Annotated in this window: 16 protein-coding genes; 7 read left to right on the top strand and 9 right to left on the bottom strand. The window is 58.9% G+C overall.

The window, feature by feature from the left end; translation table 11 throughout:
* Window positions 1-149 precede the first annotated feature (149 nt).
* Entirely contained in the window at window positions 150-806 is a 657-nt protein-coding gene (locus ACSSVV_RS15470) for an OmpA family protein (RefSeq protein WP_014422186.1), read from the bottom strand.
* Between the two features lie 57 nt (window positions 807-863).
* On the bottom strand, window positions 864-1,853 hold the full coding sequence (locus ACSSVV_RS15475) for an alpha/beta hydrolase (RefSeq protein ID WP_011786266.1): 990 nt from the start codon (window positions 1,851-1,853) through the stop codon (window positions 864-866).
* 70 nt (window positions 1,854-1,923) lie between these two features.
* Between ACSSVV_RS15475 and ACSSVV_RS15480 the strand changes: the two genes are divergently transcribed.
* Window positions 1,924-2,817, top strand: a complete 894-nt coding sequence (locus ACSSVV_RS15480) for an alpha/beta hydrolase (RefSeq protein ID WP_454106513.1) — start codon at window positions 1,924-1,926, stop codon at window positions 2,815-2,817.
* Here the strand turns inward: ACSSVV_RS15480 and ACSSVV_RS15485 are convergent.
* The 4 genes from ACSSVV_RS15485 to ACSSVV_RS15500 are packed head-to-tail and all read right to left on the bottom strand — an operon-like array spanning window position 2,795 to window position 6,809.
* Window positions 2,795-3,073, bottom strand: coding sequence for a GIY-YIG nuclease family protein (locus tag ACSSVV_RS15485; protein ID WP_014422188.1), 279 nt, complete (start codon window positions 3,071-3,073; stop codon window positions 2,795-2,797). The genes ACSSVV_RS15480 and ACSSVV_RS15485 overlap by 23 nt on opposite strands.
* The gene (locus ACSSVV_RS15490; protein ID WP_454106514.1) at window positions 3,066-3,971 is read right to left on the bottom strand and encodes a DMT family transporter; all 906 of its coding nucleotides are present in this window, start codon (window positions 3,969-3,971) and stop codon (window positions 3,066-3,068) included. Before ACSSVV_RS15490 ends, ACSSVV_RS15485 begins: the two co-directional genes overlap by 8 nt.
* Entirely contained in the window at window positions 3,964-5,349 is a 1,386-nt protein-coding gene (locus ACSSVV_RS15495; RefSeq protein ID WP_222196920.1) for a sigma-54-dependent transcriptional regulator, read from the bottom strand. Before ACSSVV_RS15495 ends, ACSSVV_RS15490 begins: the two co-directional genes overlap by 8 nt.
* A complete protein-coding gene (locus tag ACSSVV_RS15500; protein WP_223268789.1) occupies window positions 5,346-6,809 on the bottom strand; it encodes an ATP-binding protein in 1,464 nt (487 codons plus the stop codon). Before ACSSVV_RS15500 ends, ACSSVV_RS15495 begins: the two co-directional genes overlap by 4 nt.
* Window positions 6,810-7,030: 221 nt before the next feature.
* On the opposite strand from ACSSVV_RS15500, the gene ACSSVV_RS15505 reads away from it, so the two are divergent.
* Window positions 7,031-7,420: a DUF4168 domain-containing protein gene (locus tag ACSSVV_RS15505; RefSeq protein WP_454106515.1), complete on the top strand. Its 390-nt coding sequence runs from the start codon at window positions 7,031-7,033 to the stop codon at window positions 7,418-7,420.
* A 155-nt stretch (window positions 7,421-7,575) separates the two neighbouring features.
* Window positions 7,576-8,637, top strand: coding sequence for a TRAP transporter substrate-binding protein DctP (gene dctP, locus ACSSVV_RS15510; RefSeq protein WP_141067171.1), 1,062 nt, complete (start codon window positions 7,576-7,578; stop codon window positions 8,635-8,637).
* 15 nt (window positions 8,638-8,652) lie between these two features.
* Here the strand turns inward: dctP and ACSSVV_RS15515 are convergent, their stop codons facing one another.
* The 3 genes from ACSSVV_RS15515 to ACSSVV_RS15525 are packed head-to-tail and all read right to left on the bottom strand — an operon-like array spanning window position 8,653 to window position 11,544.
* Window positions 8,653-9,462 (bottom strand): mechanosensitive ion channel family protein, encoded by an 810-nt coding sequence (locus ACSSVV_RS15515; RefSeq protein ID WP_454106516.1) that lies wholly within the window; start codon window positions 9,460-9,462, stop codon window positions 8,653-8,655.
* Window positions 9,463-9,473: 11 nt separating this feature from the next.
* Window positions 9,474-10,685 carry a hypothetical protein gene (locus tag ACSSVV_RS15520; RefSeq protein WP_454106517.1) on the bottom strand — a complete coding sequence of 404 codons (1,212 nt, stop codon included), beginning with the start codon at window positions 10,683-10,685 and terminating at the stop codon, window positions 9,474-9,476.
* Between the two features lie 16 nt (window positions 10,686-10,701).
* Window positions 10,702-11,544 carry a 23S rRNA (adenine(2030)-N(6))-methyltransferase RlmJ gene (locus ACSSVV_RS15525; protein ID WP_454106518.1) on the bottom strand — a complete coding sequence of 281 codons (843 nt, stop codon included), beginning with the start codon at window positions 11,542-11,544 and terminating at the stop codon, window positions 10,702-10,704.
* Between the two features lie 169 nt (window positions 11,545-11,713).
* On the opposite strand from ACSSVV_RS15525, the gene ACSSVV_RS15530 reads away from it, so the two are divergent.
* The 4 genes from ACSSVV_RS15530 to ACSSVV_RS15545 all read left to right on the top strand — a co-directional run bounded on the left by ACSSVV_RS15530 (window position 11,714) and on the right by ACSSVV_RS15545 (window position 16,709).
* Complete coding sequence (locus ACSSVV_RS15530; protein ID WP_011786277.1) at window positions 11,714-13,009, top strand: imelysin family protein; 1,296 nt, start codon at window positions 11,714-11,716, stop codon at window positions 13,007-13,009.
* Window positions 13,010-13,148: 139 nt separating this feature from the next.
* Window positions 13,149-14,558 (top strand): di-heme oxidoreductase family protein, encoded by a 1,410-nt coding sequence (locus ACSSVV_RS15535; RefSeq protein WP_022991450.1) that lies wholly within the window; start codon window positions 13,149-13,151, stop codon window positions 14,556-14,558.
* A gap of 9 nt (window positions 14,559-14,567) precedes the next feature.
* A complete protein-coding gene (locus tag ACSSVV_RS15540; RefSeq protein WP_022991451.1) occupies window positions 14,568-15,602 on the top strand; it encodes an imelysin family protein in 1,035 nt (344 codons plus the stop codon).
* Between the two features lie 12 nt (window positions 15,603-15,614).
* Entirely contained in the window at window positions 15,615-16,709 is a 1,095-nt protein-coding gene (locus tag ACSSVV_RS15545; RefSeq protein WP_022991452.1) for a DUF1513 domain-containing protein, read from the top strand.
* The last annotated feature ends 21 nt before the right edge of the window (window positions 16,710-16,730 follow it).

Here is a 16,730-nt window from a genome sequence, read left to right on the forward strand (position 1 = left end):
CGGGCGTGCAGGGGACTTTCACCCCCAAGTCATCCCGAGGCACCACCCTCGGGAACAGCGCCAGTCAGGCGCTGCGCGCCATGCCTGGCGCACAAGCAAAAAGCCCCGGCATAAACCGGGGCTTTTTTTGTTGAATGCTGAGCAGGATATTACTGCATCGGCACCAGCGTCAGCTCAACGCGACGGTTCTGCTCACGACCAGCCGCCGTATCGTTGGAAGCAATCGGGTAGCGCTCGCCATAACCGGTGGCCCGGGTACGACGGGGCTCAATGCCCTGATTCAACAGGAAGTCACGAACAGAAGACGCGCGACGCTCGCTCAACAGCTGGTTGTAGCTGTCTGAACCGGTGCTGTCAGTATGGCCTTCAATCTGGATGATGGTTTTGTCGAACTCTTTCAGAACCAGAGCCACAGACTCAAGAGTGCCGGTAAAACCGGAACGGATGGTGGACTGATCCGTATCAAAGGTGATGTTACCCGGCATGATCAGGTCGATCTGGTCACCATTACGGACGACGCGAACACCGGTACCTTCCAGCTTCTGGCGCAGCTGGGCTTCCTGGCGATCCATGTAGTAGCCGATACCGCCACCCACGGCCGCACCGCCAGCGGCACCAATCAGTGCGCCTTTGCCACGATCACTGCTGCTGGAGGTTGCTGCGCCAATAGCAGCACCACCGATCGCGCCAATAATACTGCCCTTGGTGGCGTTCGAAGTTTTCTCTTCCCCGGTATACGGGTCATAGGTCATACAGCCACTCAGGCCAACAGTTGCTACCGCAAAGGCAAGAATTGTCTTTTTCACTGTCTTCTCCCGCTTCTGTAATCGTTGGTCCGGAGCTTTTGGCACTACAGCCACTGCTTACTCCGAGAATGTATCGATAATGGTATTGAATACCGTCGCCTGCAAATCCTGCGCTTCGTTCACAAGATGATGACGACCGTCCGGTATTCTTCGTTCCTTCACTGAGGAAAATTTATTCCGGATAATCCTCAGATTGTGCTGCCAGTCTACCGTCAGATCCTTCTCACCCTGCACCACGGTGACCGGAAAATCCACCGGCCTCGCCGACTCAATGTGCGGCACCCATTGTCGCAATGCAGTCACCCAATCGACATGAACCGCTCTTGCCTGCAACGGGTCGTGTTCCCGCAGGAACCGAAGAAAGCGGGTATCGCCACTGTTCGGGCCGAATACCCGTTTCCAGCGAGTCAGGAACGGTTTGACCAGACTGTGGAGAATCTTTGCCCCCAGCCAGCCCATAGGCCTTACCAGTGGCGCCAGCAACACCACTTTGCGGAACGCCGAGGACTCCCGGTTGTGGTGGTTCGACAGCAGGTAGTCAATCAATATTGCGCCACCCGTACTCTGCCCCACTGCGTACCAGGGCCCCCGAATCTTGTCCCTGACCTTCGCCATTACTTCCGACAGTACGGCCTGGTACTCCAGGAAACTGCCAATGGCGGCCGGCGTGCCACTCGACAATCCGTGCCCGGGCTGATCGTAGGCCAGAACATCGAAGCCTGCACCAAGACAGCGGTCAATCAATTGGGTATACAGACCCACATGATCAAAATAACCATGCAGAATGAACACCGTGCCTTTCGGGCTGGCGCTCTCCGGCAGCCGGAAGTAATGCACCATCACTTCATGCCGCTCGGCACAGATGTACCCCTGATGGTAGACCACATCCGGATGCTCAACCCAAAGATCAAGGCCATAGAACCGGCAATACGCCTCCATCTCGGAACTCAGTTCCCGGCTGGCGGACGGATCAAACGGTTCCAGACGGTCCAGCAGGGAATGTCTGTCCCAATTCGGTATTTCTATGGTATCTGTTTTCCAGTACACGTAGAGTTAAACGCCTGTCATGAATCCATAAATGCCAGTCATCCTAACGCATTCACAAGGGAGAACACAGATGTTCCAGCCGCTTCTTGAGGCCGGGTTGAGAGGGACCATGCACCGTTTTGTGAAGCCCGTCCTGTCCCGGGCGTTTCCGTTATCGGTGCAGCGCCGATACACCCGGGAAGCTTATCGAACATCCTACCCGCCTAAAGACGTCAGTTTCGCGTGGGAAGACCTGGGCGAGGTACCGGTTCTGCGCGCCTCCCCGAAAGACCGTTCTGGCGGCACCGTACTGTATTTTCACGGCGGAGGCTATGTTATGGGCTCTGCCGATACCCACCGGGGCATTGCCGGCCATCTGGCCAAATTCTCTGGCTGCGACGCACTGATCCCGGATTACCGGCTGGCGCCGGAGCACCCGTTTCCCGCCGCTCCAGACGATGCCGAAGCCGTATATCTGGCCTTGATCAACCAGGGAGTAAGCCCCGGCTCCATTGCCCTGGCCGGAGATTCCGCCGGCGGCGGTCTGTCGGTGGTACTGGCCATGCGATTGCGGGACCACGGTCATCCACTACCCTCATCCGTCACCTGCTTCTCGCCCTGGACAGATCTGTCAGAAAAGGATCTTTACACTCCGGAATGTGAACCGGTCCTGCACGCTGCCTGGACCTTCAAAGCCGCGAAAATGTATGCCAACGGCGTGCCTTTGACGCACCCGCTGGTGTCGCCTGTCTACGGCGACCTGAGTGGCCTGCCTCCCCTGCTGATTCAGGTCGGAAGCCAGGAAGTTCTGCTCAACGACGCCCGTCGATTAGCGGAGGCGGCCAAACAGGAACACGTGGAAACCACGCTGGAGATCTACAACAATCTCTGGCATGTATTCCAGGTGCACGCCGCGCAGCTTGACCGGGCCAGAGAAGCACTGGCCGTTGCCGGGCGCCACATCAGGCATCATCTTCAAGCCTGACGACACCCCGGATCAAAGCTTCCTTTCGAACCTTGGGCCAGCGCTTGACCTGCCATTCCAGTCGGGAGGCGCGGCTCCTGTCGCCGGCAGGTACATGGAACTCCAGGGTTAACGGCCCTTTACCTCTCAGGCTCCGGGCACCTTTAGGTGCCCCCGCCTGATGCTCGGCAAACCGCCGCTCCACATCTGTGGCAATTCCGGTGTAGAGGCTACCCGATGCGGTGCGAACAAGGTACAGATACCAGTTCTCAGCCATGGTTCAACGCCTGCTCCCGGTCACGGACTTTCTTCTGCTGCAGCCATAATCCCGCAATGATCAGCACCAGCCCGACGTAGGTCGAGGTGAGAATAACTTCGCCCAGAATGAAGTAGATAAACACCAGGGACAGAAAAGGCGAGATAAAAATCAGATTGCTCACTTTCGAGGTGTTTTCTGCTTTTTTCATGGCCTGGGACCACAGCACAAAGGCTATGCCCATTTCAAAAACGCCGACGTAAACCGCAGCGGCCATCGAACTCCCGACCGGCATGACCAACCCCGCCGTCTGCCAGCACACCAGCACAATGACCGGCAGTCCAAATAGAAAATTCAGAAACAGGCCTACCACCGGGTCCCGGGTATCCCGGGTGGCAATAATCCAGTAAGACGCCCAAACCAGCGTGCTGCCCAACGCCAGCGAGACACCGAGGGGGTCCGAGAATGAGAGCGAGGTTACGGCACCGCGGGTGGCGATCACTACCACTCCGGCGTAACACACCAACCCCGCCAGAATATCGATCCTGCGCAGTTTCTGCCCCAGAAACGGCACCGACAGATAGGCCAGCACCAGTGCCCAGGTGTAGTTCAGAGGCTGGGCCTCCTGGGCGGGCAGACGGTCGAACGCGCCAAACAGCAGAAAGTAATACAGACAGGGATTGATCAGCCCCATCAGCATGGACTGCAGGTATTGGCCCCGCCGCAAACGGAACACCAGTCCCCAGCACCCCTGTAGCATGAGGATAGCCGCCATCACGACGATGGATGCGGTACAGGCCACCAGCAGCATCTGAACCGGCGCAAGATCCGCCAGTGACAATTTGAAGGCGGTAGCAACGGTCGACCACAGCAGCACCGTGGCAAGGCCGTACATCATGGCCTGTTTCTGATCAGTCATGCCCATGCTCCAAATCCGACTCCAGCCAGCGATACAGTGTTCTGCGATTAATGCCGAGTATCTGGGCCGCCCGGCGTTTATTACCATCAACGGCAGCCATGACCCGGCGCACGTAATCCTGCTGGAGCATCTCCAAGGTGGGCCATTCGGAAAGTTTCCCGGGCGAAGCGGCAACGGCAGCCTGAACAATCCCGCCCTGGCGCTTCCGGATGCGTTCGGGCAAATGCTCGGGCTGTATGGTATCGCTTTCACAAAAAGTGACCGCCCGCTCAATCGCACTGGACAGCTCACGCACATTGCCCGGAAACGGATAATCGCGGAGTATCCTTAACGTAACGTCACTGAACTTCAGGAACCCCCGGCTGTGACGACGTGCTGCCTCACCCAGAAAATGCATGGCCAGCAATTCAACATCCTCATCCCGCTCCCTCAGGGGAGGCACCGTTAACGACAGGGTTTCGAGACGATAATACAGGTCTTCGCGGAAATGGCCCTGCTCAACAGCCCGAAGCAAATCCACATGAGTTGCCGCCAGAATGCGAACATCCACCATTTCCTCATGGACAGCTCCCACTGGTTTGATGCAGCCCTCCTGCAACACCCGAAGCAGTTTGGCTTGCAGAGCCAATGGCATTTCACCAATCTCGTCCAGCAGCAAGGTGCCACCGTTCGCCTCTGCAAACAGCCCCCGACGGGCCTGCCGTGCACCGGTAAAAGCACCAGCCTCGTGACCGAAGAATTCACTTTCCATCAAGTCTCGCGGTATACCGGCACAATTCACCGCAAGGAACGGCCGTGCTGAGCGCTCACTTTGCTGGTGGATTGCCCTCGCAACCAGCTCTTTCCCGGTTCCACTTTCGCCATTAATCAGAACCGCGGCCTGACTGCGGGCAACCTGGCGAATGTCTGACCTGAGGCGATCCATCATCGCACTGCCGCCGATCAAGCCCATGCTTTCATCGCCGCCGCGCCCGGACTGATACTCCGCCAACTGCCGGTTCAGATCCGCCTGGGCCAGCAACCGTTTGATCTTTAACCGGAGATGATCCGTTGAGAGCGGCTTGGTCAGAAAATCATCAGCGCCGGCCTTCAAAGCATCGACCGCCTGGTCCACCGTCCCAAACGCGGTAATCACGATAAAGGGAATACCGGGATGCTCGGCCTGCTGAAGCGACAGAATCTCCAGACCGTCACCATCGGGCAAGCGCAGATCCGACACGATCAGGCCCGGGCGTTCGTCTGCCAGAGCAGTCCGCGCCTCGGCCACCATACTGACCCTGCGTACGCGGTATCCATCCACTTCCAACTCCTCCATCAGCAGTTGGCCAAGGCTGGCGTCATCTTCGACCAGCAGGATCGTGACAGGCCGGCTGCTCATTGCCCCACCTCTTTCGGAAAATACAGCGCCATACCACAACCACCCAACTCGCTATCAATCACCTCAACGGCCCCCCCGTGTTCTTTCATGACACTCTGAACCACTGCCAGCCCTAACCCCGTGCCTTCGCCAGCCGGGCGGGTGCTGAAGAACGGCTCGAAAACCCTGGCGTGATGCTCCGCCGGTATACCAGGGCCATCGTCCTCGACCCGGAACACCCAAAACTCCCCGGTCTCGCCGACAGAGAGCGCGACCTGTTCCCGGCCAGCCTGACACGCATTTCTCACCACATTCAGACACGCCAGGCCAACCCGGAGCGGCTCCGCCCGTGTCGGCATCGGCCTGTCAAAAGCGTCGGCTTGCAGCGAAACCGCCTGGCAGCGCCTGTCTTCACGGGCGCGGGTAACGACGTCCTCGAGAATGTCTGCCAGGTTTACGGGTCGCCGGGACTCGGGCACATGCCGGAAACAGTCCAGCAGTTGCTGGATAATCATGGTCATCCGGTCCACCTGATGTTCGATATCATCCAGATGCCGTTGCTGCTCCTGCTCCAGCCCGGCCCTGGCCAGAATGCGGGCCCGGCCCTGAATAACGTTCAGAGGCGCCCCCAGCTCATGAGCTACCCCGCCTGCGACCCGGCCAATCATCGCCACTTTCTCCTGGTATTCCAGCTGTTCTGCCAGGGCCCGTTCCCGGGCAATCCTGTCTTCGATTTCCGCCTCGGCCTCGGCCATTCGTTCGCCCAGAGCACGAATGCCCTGCTGAATCTGACGCAGCTCCTGTGGCCCTGCCTCCGATGTCTCCAACCGCCAGGCGCCCGGTTGCAGAGAAGCCATGCTCTCCAGCAAACGGTTCACATGTCGCCCCACGGTGCGGTAATGCCCCAGAACGACAACGAGGATGATGGTGGCCGCAATCATCGACCAGATCACCACTGCCCACCAACGGCTGGTGGCCACCAGATCATGGAAATCACTGCGTTGCCGCGTTACCTGCAACAAACCCTGAATCCGCCCGTCTTCCGCAACCAGCGGCGTGAACTGGGAAAACACCGACTCGCCATCCACCCAGCGAAACGCGCCCCCGAGCTCACCACTGGCGATTGCCTTTTCGGCGCTGGCGCTATTGGTGACATCGGAGTCAGCAACACCGAGACTGGCCACCCGGTCACCCCCGGCATCAAACACTGAGGCCCCGGAAATGCGCCCGATCTGGAAGATGGATTTCAGGGATTCGCCCAGGACCAGTTCATCGCTTTCGGCCAGCGCCTTACTCACCGGCCCGCTGACCGCTCGCGCCACCAGTTCCAGGTCTTCACGAAGGCGATCGTTCAGAGCGCGCTCTACCGCCCCCATGCCAATGTAGATAGCAATGCCACTGAACAGCAGCAGCGGCACTACAATACTGAGCACCAACGTTAATTGCAGCGACCGGAACAGTGCTCCCACCCGTTTTCCCATAAACACCACTCTGCAGAAATGTCACAGCCTTTCTGCCACATGTGGCATTTTGCCACAAGACAGATTACTGAGCTTTAACCATAGAAAACCCATAAACCACTGTTTTTATTGACTTTATAGAGAAATTAAAACCTGGCACGGGAATCGCTACTGTCACATCGACATTCACAAGTTTGTGGCTGGACGACCGAGCCGGCCTCATTAAAACCAGGAGTAAAGCTATGAACAAACTGCTTGTATCCATCACCGCATCTCTGGCACTGCTGGCAACCGCACCGGTGATAGCACAACAGAACCCGGCCCCGGCCGAACAGGGCTCGGGTTACAGCAACCCCGCCGCCGCAGGCAGCCAAAGCACCAATTACAGCGATGCTGAGCTGAAACAATTCATTGAGGCACAATCCGGTGTTATGGAAGTGCGCGAAGGATACATCGAGAAGATCGAATCAGCCGAGTCTCAGCAGAAGGCCCAGGAACTGCAGATGGAAGCCAACGACGAGATGGTCTCGGTGATCGAAGACGTGGGTATCGATATCCCCACCTATAACGCCATTGCCACCGCCTATAGCAGTGAGCCGAAGGTACGCAACCGCGTTGACGCTCTGATGTAAATTTCCTGCCTCCGGTTCGTCGTCTGGCCCCGCTTCGGCGGGGCTTTTTTGTGGCTGTTCGTCTGGCGTTTACACATCGGCCTTTTCTCCTCGGTCTGTTGTGTTACCTTTTCCCTCTAGACTCAAATGCGCCGGATTCTGGAGCCCTGAATACAATGACCAAACGCCACCCGCTTCTCAGCTTCAGCCTCGTTGCCACTGCGGCAGTGATGCTGCTGACCGGCTGCTCCGACAATGGCTCCTCGTCAGCCGCGCAGAGTTCGGCGGACGGCAAACCAGAGTATCCGGTCACCTGGCGCTTTGCCCTGGAAGAGATTGAAGGCAGTGTTCAGCATCTTTACGCACAGCAGTTCAGGGAACAGGTCGAAGCGCTGTCTGCTGGAAGGATTGAGGTCGATGTCTTTCCTTATGGCTCTTTGGGCACCTCGGCCCAACTGACAGAACTGACTCGCAACGGCTCAGTCAACCTGGCCTTTGCCTCGCCCGGCCACCTGGCCGATACCGTTCCGGAAACCGGCCTTTTTAATCTTCACTTCCTGCTTCCGGAAGAACAGGAACCGGCCCGTCGCCTTCTGGAGGCGCCCGAGTTTATTTCCGCATTTGAACCGGCCTACCACAACGCTGGCCTGCAACTGCTGGGGTTCGTGCCGGAAGGCTGGATGACCTGGACGGCCAACAACCCCCTGAGAACCCCCGCCGATTTCCAGGGGTTAAGATTTCGCACCATGACCTCGGAAACCGCAGCAGAGGCTTTCCGAAGCTATGGTGCTGACCCCGTACAGACGCCTTTCGCCCAGGTATACAGCGATCTCCAGCTCGGCAACATCGACGGCCAGAGCAACCCGGTGTTTGCTATTGAGGAAATGGGGTTCCATGAAGTCCAGAACGTCATGACCATGGCCAGGGCCTCACGGTTTATCGCATCTGTTGTGGCCAATGAGGACTGGTTCGGAGGACTCCCCTCGCAGGAACGGAAATGGCTGGAGGAAACCATTGCACAGTTATCCGAGGAAGCCTGGACTCTCCAGGAGGACCTGAACAAGGAGCGGCTGGAGACCATACTGGAACAGGGCGGTATCCGGGTCGTACGGCTGACGGAAGATGAAAGGGCGGCCTTCCGCGATGCGAGCCTGCCCGCCCGGCAACGCTTTATCGAACTGACCGGAGAGAAAGGCCAGGCGCTGATTCAGCGGGCAACGTCGATTGCGGGTGACTGATCAGCCCTGCCCGGATCAGGCTTTCTGAGCCTGCAGATAAGGGTAGGAGACCATCGGGACACCCTCGTCACCACAGATCTCCGCGGCCCTTGCGGTCAGGTCTGAAATGAAACGCGCCTGATCTCTGGGCTCCAGCGGGTAGGCTTTCAACCGATAGCACATACCGGCCTCCCGTGCGGCAACCGTGACCAGCACCGGCTGGTAGGTTTTGGTGAGCGGGCAGGCAAAGATCGCATCCCGGAACAGGCCCAGCATCCGGCCGACATCGTGGTTCGGGTCCAGAAAAACCTCGGCCACGCACATCAGGTTATCGGTGCCGTCATTGCCATTGGCCAGCAGCGTATTCCACAGCAGGCTGTGGGGAATCACAATCACGGTATCATCCAGCGTCACGATTTCTGCGGCCCGGGTACCGATACTTCGCACCTCACCATAGCGACCGTTCACTTCGATCCAGTCACCCGGTCGGTAAGGCATTTCATAGAGCGTAACGATACCTGCAATGAGGCTGTTGGCGTAGTCCTTGAACGCAAAACCCAAGGCAAGACCCAGGGCACCGAAGATAGCAATCATGTTCTCGAATGAGGGCTCCACCAGAATGGGCACCACCACAATGATGGTCAGAACAATGACCAGAAGCCGGAAAAGAGGAACGGATGCGAGAAGGTAGAGCCTCGGTTTTCCCGATAGTTTCGCAGCCAGTACCGGAACTGCTTTCTGAACCATCAGAATCAGCAACGAAGCCGCAACAATGACCGCCAGGGCTTCCAGCAAAGCCTCGGAGGTAATTGAAGACAGCGCGTCCTTGATACCGAAATCGCCCATAACCGTTTCTCCTAGAAGCTGTCCACCGGATACCCTTTGGATTGCAGATACCGCCGGACGGCCGGATACGCCAATGCCTGCACCCGAAAGATGCCTTCCTGCTCATCGCCAGTCACTACGTCGGCTCGTTCCAGCCGGGACAGCGCTATCCGCAGTTCCTCGCCAGGCAACCCCGAAGTCAGCTCCAGCTGCCCCAGGCTCAGGCCGCCATGCATCAACAACGCATGCAGCAGGTAGCCGGACTGCCGGGCTGAACTCTGGGGCACGGCAGGCAAACTCAGCTGATCCAGCGGCGCCACCCAACACTGGCGGCCATCTTGATGTGCATCCTCTTCCCCTTGCTGCTGCGCCTCGTCCTCGGGCCGTGCCCGAAGAGTTCGGCGCCAGATAGCCAGGGCAACGCCCGGATTTCCCCGAGCCAAAGTGGCCAGATCCCGGGTAAACAGGCTGTATTTTCGCTCGTCGTCCCCGGTTGGCGCCGGCAGTACATACAGGCCATCCTGGGTCATTCTCGCCGTCAGTGGTCCTTGCGGGCGCTCCCCCGCCAGATGTCCAAGCCAGTTGGTAAGACGATCCCCGGACAAAGGGCTGGGGGTCAATGGCGCCAGGTGGAGCTCTGGCAGATACTGAGTCCAGAACTGCCAACACCAGCCGGAACAGCCAATGATGCCCTCACCCACTTTATCCCGCGCAAGGCGCGCGAATAATTCACGCAACAAACCAAGACCGGACCGGTGTCGCAGCCAGAAATCCGCCAGTTCCGGTATTACCCAGTCATCGTCCTGAAGCTGGTGATCCCACCAGCCGGTAATGTCTCTTTCAGGCATTAACAGATTGTCCGGCGGGGCGATCACCCGCCGACCCGAGGCCCGCAACGCTTCGGCAATACCTGAGAATGGTGGTGCCACCAGAAAACTGGTCTTGCGTGACTGCCCGCCCGACCGGCGCAACTGTTCCAGTTCGTTCAATAAAGCCCGGGCAAGTTCTTCACGATCCGGTACCGGGGCATAGTCCTGAATCTGGCGTTCCGACAGGTTAGGCAGATCATCCAGACTTCTGAACGCCTGTTCGTCGGGATGAATGCCTGCTTTTAACTGATCCAGAATATCCCGGAGACCACTGCGAATGGTTCTGCGGACGGAGGTCTCCGGAACCCGCCATTGCTCCAGAGGAATCAGTCCGCCAGGCAGGCATGGGTGATCAGCTTGGTTGTTGTCAGTCAACGGCGATACTCCGGGCCTATTCAGGCACCAGCCAGTCCATGGAGGGCGACAGCCCGAGCCGGCCCGGGCCGGTCAGATCCGACATCATGGCCGCAAAGCGTTCATCAAACCCCCAGGGTGGATTCACAATCAGCATGCCGGAACCCACCATGCCCCGTTCGGGCGGCTGATCCAGCATAACCTCGCACTGAAGAATCTTGCGCACTGAACCGGACGCCCTCAGCGAATCCATCAGCTGTTGCTCCAGACCACTGGTTAACAGGGGATACCAGATAAGATAGACGCCATGACGGCATTTTTTCCACGCCGCCATCAATGTCCGGGCTACGGCCTCATAATCGGTTTTGATTTCGTAAGAAGGATCAATCAGCGCCAACAGTCGCGGCTGTGCCGGCGGCAGACAATTCAGGAGCCCTTTCAGGCCATCCTCATGGCGCACCTTCACCCCCACTTCATCCGCCCACTGAGCCAGCTGACGCTCTTCAGAAGGGTGCAGCTCGAAAGCGGTGACGGAATCACCCGGACGGCAAAATTCCGCAAACCATGCCGGTGAGCCCGGATACGTCCGTAGCGGCCCATTGCCTGGGTTGTACCGCGCCAATACCTCCAGAACCGGCTGCCAGTCGCCGGTGGCCAGTTGCTCCCGGATCCGCCACAAGGCCTGAACACCAGCATCAGCTTCGCCGGTTTTTCTTGCCCGCTCGCTGCCCAAATCGTAACGGGCGCTGCCCGCGTGGGTGTCAAAACAGGCTATGGCAGATTTCTTGGATTGCATCATGGCCAGCACCAGTGACAGTGCAGCATGCTTCTGAACATCGGCAAAGTTGCCGGCGTGGAAGGCGTGAAGATAACTCAGCATAAAAGGCTCCCGGAATCAGGAGCCCATTAAGCCGCAGTCACCTTGACCACGCAAGCGGCCCAACAATCACCTATATCAAAAACCCCTTGCTATGTAGGGTTTCCAAACCCATAATCTGAACGCTAATATTTCTTATTTACAAAAAGACCTCATCAACATGGAGTTTGAAATGAAAAACCTGTTTCGCCCAGCCCCATTGGCACTGACCATTGCCACAGCCCTTACCGCGGGCTGCGCAAACGCGCCCTGGTCCGCCGAGCAAAGTGCGCAGGCCACCAAAGCATCGGTGGTAACCCATTACGCCGATCTGGCCCATGCCACCTACGAGGATGCCCTGATTACTGCGCGTGCGCTGGACGAGGCTACTGACCGTCTGATTGCCAACCCCACCGAAGCCAACCTCAAAGCGGCAAAAGAAGCCTGGCTGGCCTCACGGGTTCCTTACCAGCAGTCAGAGGTTTTCCGCTTCGGCAATGCCATCGTGGATGACTGGGAAGGCCAATTGAACGCCTGGCCACTGGACGAAGGCCTGATCGACTACGTCAAAGCCGACGACTACCAGCACGAACTCGGTAATGCCGGTGCAACCGCCAACATCGTTGCCAGCAACAGCATTAACGTCGGCGGGGAAACTCTGGATGTGGCAACACTCACCCCCGAACTGCTGGCTGACCTGAACGAAGTGGGCGGTTCCGAAGCCAACGTAGCCACCGGATACCATGCGGTCGAATTCCTGCTGTGGGGCCAGGATCTGCACGGTTTTGAAGGTGGCGCAGGCGAGCGCCCGGTTACTGACTACGCCAAAGGCAACGACTGCACCAACGGCAACTGTGAGCGCCGTGCCCAGTACCTGGATGCCGTGACTGATCTGCTGGTCGATGATCTGGAGTGGATGGTTGCCCAGTGGGCCCCGGGCACCTCAGACAACTACCGTTCCCAGCTGACGTCCGCAAACGCCGACGAGGGCATCCAGAAAATGCTGTTCGGTATGGGTTCCCTGTCCCTCGGCGAGCTGGCCGGTGAGCGCATGAAAGTTGCCCTGGAAGCCAACTCCTATGAGGACGAACACGACTGCTTCAGCGATAACACCCACAACTCGCACTACTACAACGGCCAGGGCATCCAGAACGTGTATACCGGCACCTATCGTCGCGTAGATGGCTCTGTGGTTTCAGGCCCGTCCCTGTCTGATCTGGTTGAGCAGACCAACCCGGAGCTGGATGCTCGCCTGAACCGTCAGTTGGACGCATCAATGGAAGCCTTGGCGCTCATGAAAGCCCGCGCCGAAAGCAGCCAGAACCCGATGGCCTTTGACACCATGATCGCCCCGGGCAACGCGGAAGGCACCCGCATTATCAACGGTGCTATCATGGCCCTGGTTGAGCAGACCGGCTCTATCGAGCAGGCTGCACGGCAACTGGGCATTCAAGCCCTGTCCCCGGACGACGCCGGCCATTCATTCTGATTGATCCGGTTGCAGTAAGCGGATACCGGGAGATAGAAACTCCCGGTATCCTGCTAACAAGAACAAGCCATGGAAAACCCTCCTTTATGCCCGAAGGTCGATTTTCCATGGCTTCTTCCATTCTGAAACGCGAGTAGTTATGAAACGAGCACTCATCTTCTGTCTGTTGCCGCTGGCCTTCAGCACTCAACCCCTGATTGCAGAGACTCACGCTGGTTACCCGATACAAACTACACCGGCCACAGGCGGTGAAGGCACGGTCAATCAGGCCGACACCAACGCCTACTCGCTGCCCCAGGGCAACCTGTCCATGACCAAACGCCTGGATTTCAGCGTTGGCAACAGTTTCTTCCGCAATCCCTGGGTGGAAGCACCGGCCAGCACCGATGCCCGGGACGGCCTGGGCCCCCTGTTCAATACCAACTCCTGCCAGGGTTGTCACATCAAGGATGGCCGTGGACACCCGCCCGGCGTTGATGAACCGCCTGTCTCCCTGTTCCTGCGGCTGGCAGTACCCGCCGATCCGGTCAAGGATGCAGAACTCCTGCGCAAGCACGGTTTCAAACCCGCACCGGTCTACGGCAGTCAATTGCAGACTGCGGCCCTGCCGGCCGCAAAACCGGAAGCGGATCTGGTGATTGACTGGGAGCCAGTTCAGGAAATACTTGGGGATGGAACGGTGGTTGAACTGCGCAAACCGGAATATCGCATCGAGAACCCCAACTATGGTCCTATGCCGGCAAATTTGCTGGTCTCTCCCCGGGTGGCACCACAAATGATCGGCATGGGACTGCTGGAAGCCATCCCTATTGCCGATCTTGAGGCATTGGCCGATCCGGAAGATACCGACAACAACGGGATTTCCGGCAAGCTTAATCAGGTGTGGGATGTCGCCAGCCAGCAAACGCTGCCGGGCCGGTTTGGCTGGAAAGCCGCGGAACCGGATGTGCACCAGCAAAGCATGGGCGCCTTCGCCGGCGATATGGGCCTGACATCGTCCATCAAACCCACCACCGACTGCACCCCGGAACAACAGTGCGAACGGTTTACTCACGGTGGTGAGCCCGAAGTGAGCGACAAGGTCGCCGACTTTGTCACCTTCTACGCCAAGAGTCTGGCGGTACCTGCCCGTCGGGATCTGGGCGCTGAATCCGTGCAGAAAGGCGCCAGGCTGTTCAATGAAACCGGCTGTGCCGGTTGCCACACCCCGAAATACCAGACCGGAGAAGTGGCCGACCGCCCGGATCTGAGCAACCAGACCATCTGGCCCTACACCGACCTGTTACTGCACGACATGGGCCCGGCCCTGGCAGACGGCCGGGACGAGTTCCTCGCTGACGGCAACGAGTGGCGCACGCCACCGCTTTGGGGCATCGGCCTGGCCCAGGTGGTTAACCCCCAGTCCGGTTTTCTGCATGACGGGCGCGCCCGCACGCTGGAAGAAGCCATTCTCTGGCACGGTGGCGAAGCCCGGCCGGCAGCTGACCGCTATCGTCAGATGGCCGAGTCGGAGCGCAGCGCCCTGATCGATTTTCTGAATTCACTCTGAGGATCCACTATGCAACCGATCACCAGACTGTTCTTCGCCTCCGCCCTGCTTGTCTGCACTACGGCGGCACTCGGGGCCAACGCCGATACCCAGGCCCGCGAACAGTGGCATGGCGCAATTCAAAACGGCTACGAATCGCTGGCAACCAAAACCGAACAACTGGCATCGGCGGCGGTCGGCTACTGCAACGCACCGACGTCCGACAGCCGACCGGCCCTGAACGATGCCTGGCTCGATGCCTTCCTGGCCTGGCAGCGGGTCCGCTTTGTTGACTTCGGCCCGGTGGAGAACAACAACCTGTCCTGGCAATTCCAGTTCTGGCCGGACCCGAAAAACCTGGTCGCTCGCAAGGCCCGGTATCTGCTTGGCACCGAAGCCCCCGTTAACACCGAGGTGATCAACCAATCCGGGGTGGCGGTTCAGGGCTTTCCCATGGCCGAATACCTGCTGTTCGACGAGCAACTCAACAGTGGGGAGAACGCCCTGCCCGCAGCCAAAAACTGTGAGGTGCTCTCGGCGGTCACCCGGCATATGGCACGTAATGCCCGGGGGCTCGCAGACAGCTGGGCGAGTTTCAAACAACACTATCTGGACACCGGGCCATACCGCGACACCACCATCAAAGCCGGCATGACGGCGCTTGAAATACTGGAAGAGCGCCGGCTGGCGCAGCCCATGGGGCTAAGGGGCAATGGCAAACGCAATCCTTACATCACCGATGCCTGGCGCAGTGGCCAGAGTCTGATGGCGGTGGAAGCAACAGTGGCAGGGCTCGAGAAATTCTACCTTCCCGGACTGATCACCTTACTGAAAACCGACGGCGAGGCCGAACTGGCAGAGCGCATTCAGAGGCAGTTTGAGGAAGTGGCTGACAACTTTCCGGAAGCCCATGGTGCCATGGCAACGCTCATGGAGAGTGATGAGCGGTTCCGCATTCTGCAAGGGCTCTTTGTGGATGTTTCCCAGCTTTCAACGCTGATCAATGACGAAGCCGCCGTGGCACTTGGCGTAGTGCGTGGCTTCAACTCAAGTGACGGCGACTGAACAGGTATACCCATGCTCATCCATCGCAGAACCCTGATCAAAGCCACCGTCGCCGGAGGCATGGCCGCCACCTTCACCGGCTGCTCGTTGCTCCCCCGCAAAACCGGCCCACAGCCCGAACGCTATGCCGGCGCGGTTGGCCTGCCGGATGGACGCTTTGGCGTGAGTGCCTTTGATCGATCCGGCAACGTTCAGTGGCAGGCGCCGGTAGACACCCGATGCCACAGCGGCTGTAACCGGCCCGGCCGAAAAGATACTCTGTTTTTTGAGCGCCGACCGGGCTGGTCGTTCTATGTTTTCGATGCAGAAACCGGGCAACGCAGACACCGCATTATGGCCCCGGAAGGCGAACACTTTGTCGGCCACGGCGTGTTCTCACCTGATGGCCGGTGGCTCTACGCCACGGCCAGCCGCTACCAGCCCGGCGAAGGCATTGTCGCCGTCTACGATGCCGAGCAGGACTATAAACGGGTGGACACCTTTGAACTGGCCGGCATCGGGCCCCATGAGCTTACCCTGCATCCGGACGGCAACACTCTGGTCATCGGCCTGGGCGGCATTCTGACCCACCCTGATTACGACCGCATCAAACTCAATCTGGATACCATGCAACCGGCCCTGATTCTGATGGACCGCCGGTCCGGCCAGATCGTTGGCCGCTTTACCCCTGCCCACCACCAGCAGAGCTCCCGCCACGTCAGCGTCAGTACCGAAGGCAAAGTCTATGTTGCCTACCAGTACCAGGGCCCCCTCTACGAGAGACCTCCGCTGTTGGCGCGCATAGAAGATGGGCAACTCCGGGAATATCGCTTTGACCCGGAAACCCAGGCCGCTCTCGGCAACTACATCGCCAGCGTGGTGGCCCATCCTGAAAACGACCTGATCGCCGCCGCTTCCCCCGTGGGCGGCACCGCTATTGTCTTCCGCGGCAAGACCGGGGAGCTGGTTGCCAAAGCCCGCATCACTGACTGCGCCGGCATTCAGACTCTGGCAGGAGGCGATTTCCTGGTGTCCTCGGGACAGGGCCGACTGGTGCAACTGAGCGCCGGACAACCTGCGAAAGACATCGCGCGGCTACCGGTACAGTGGGACCACCACCTGGTCTGACCGGCACCGCTGGTCCTCCCG

This window comes from Marinobacter sp. MBR-105 (assembly GCF_053628895.1).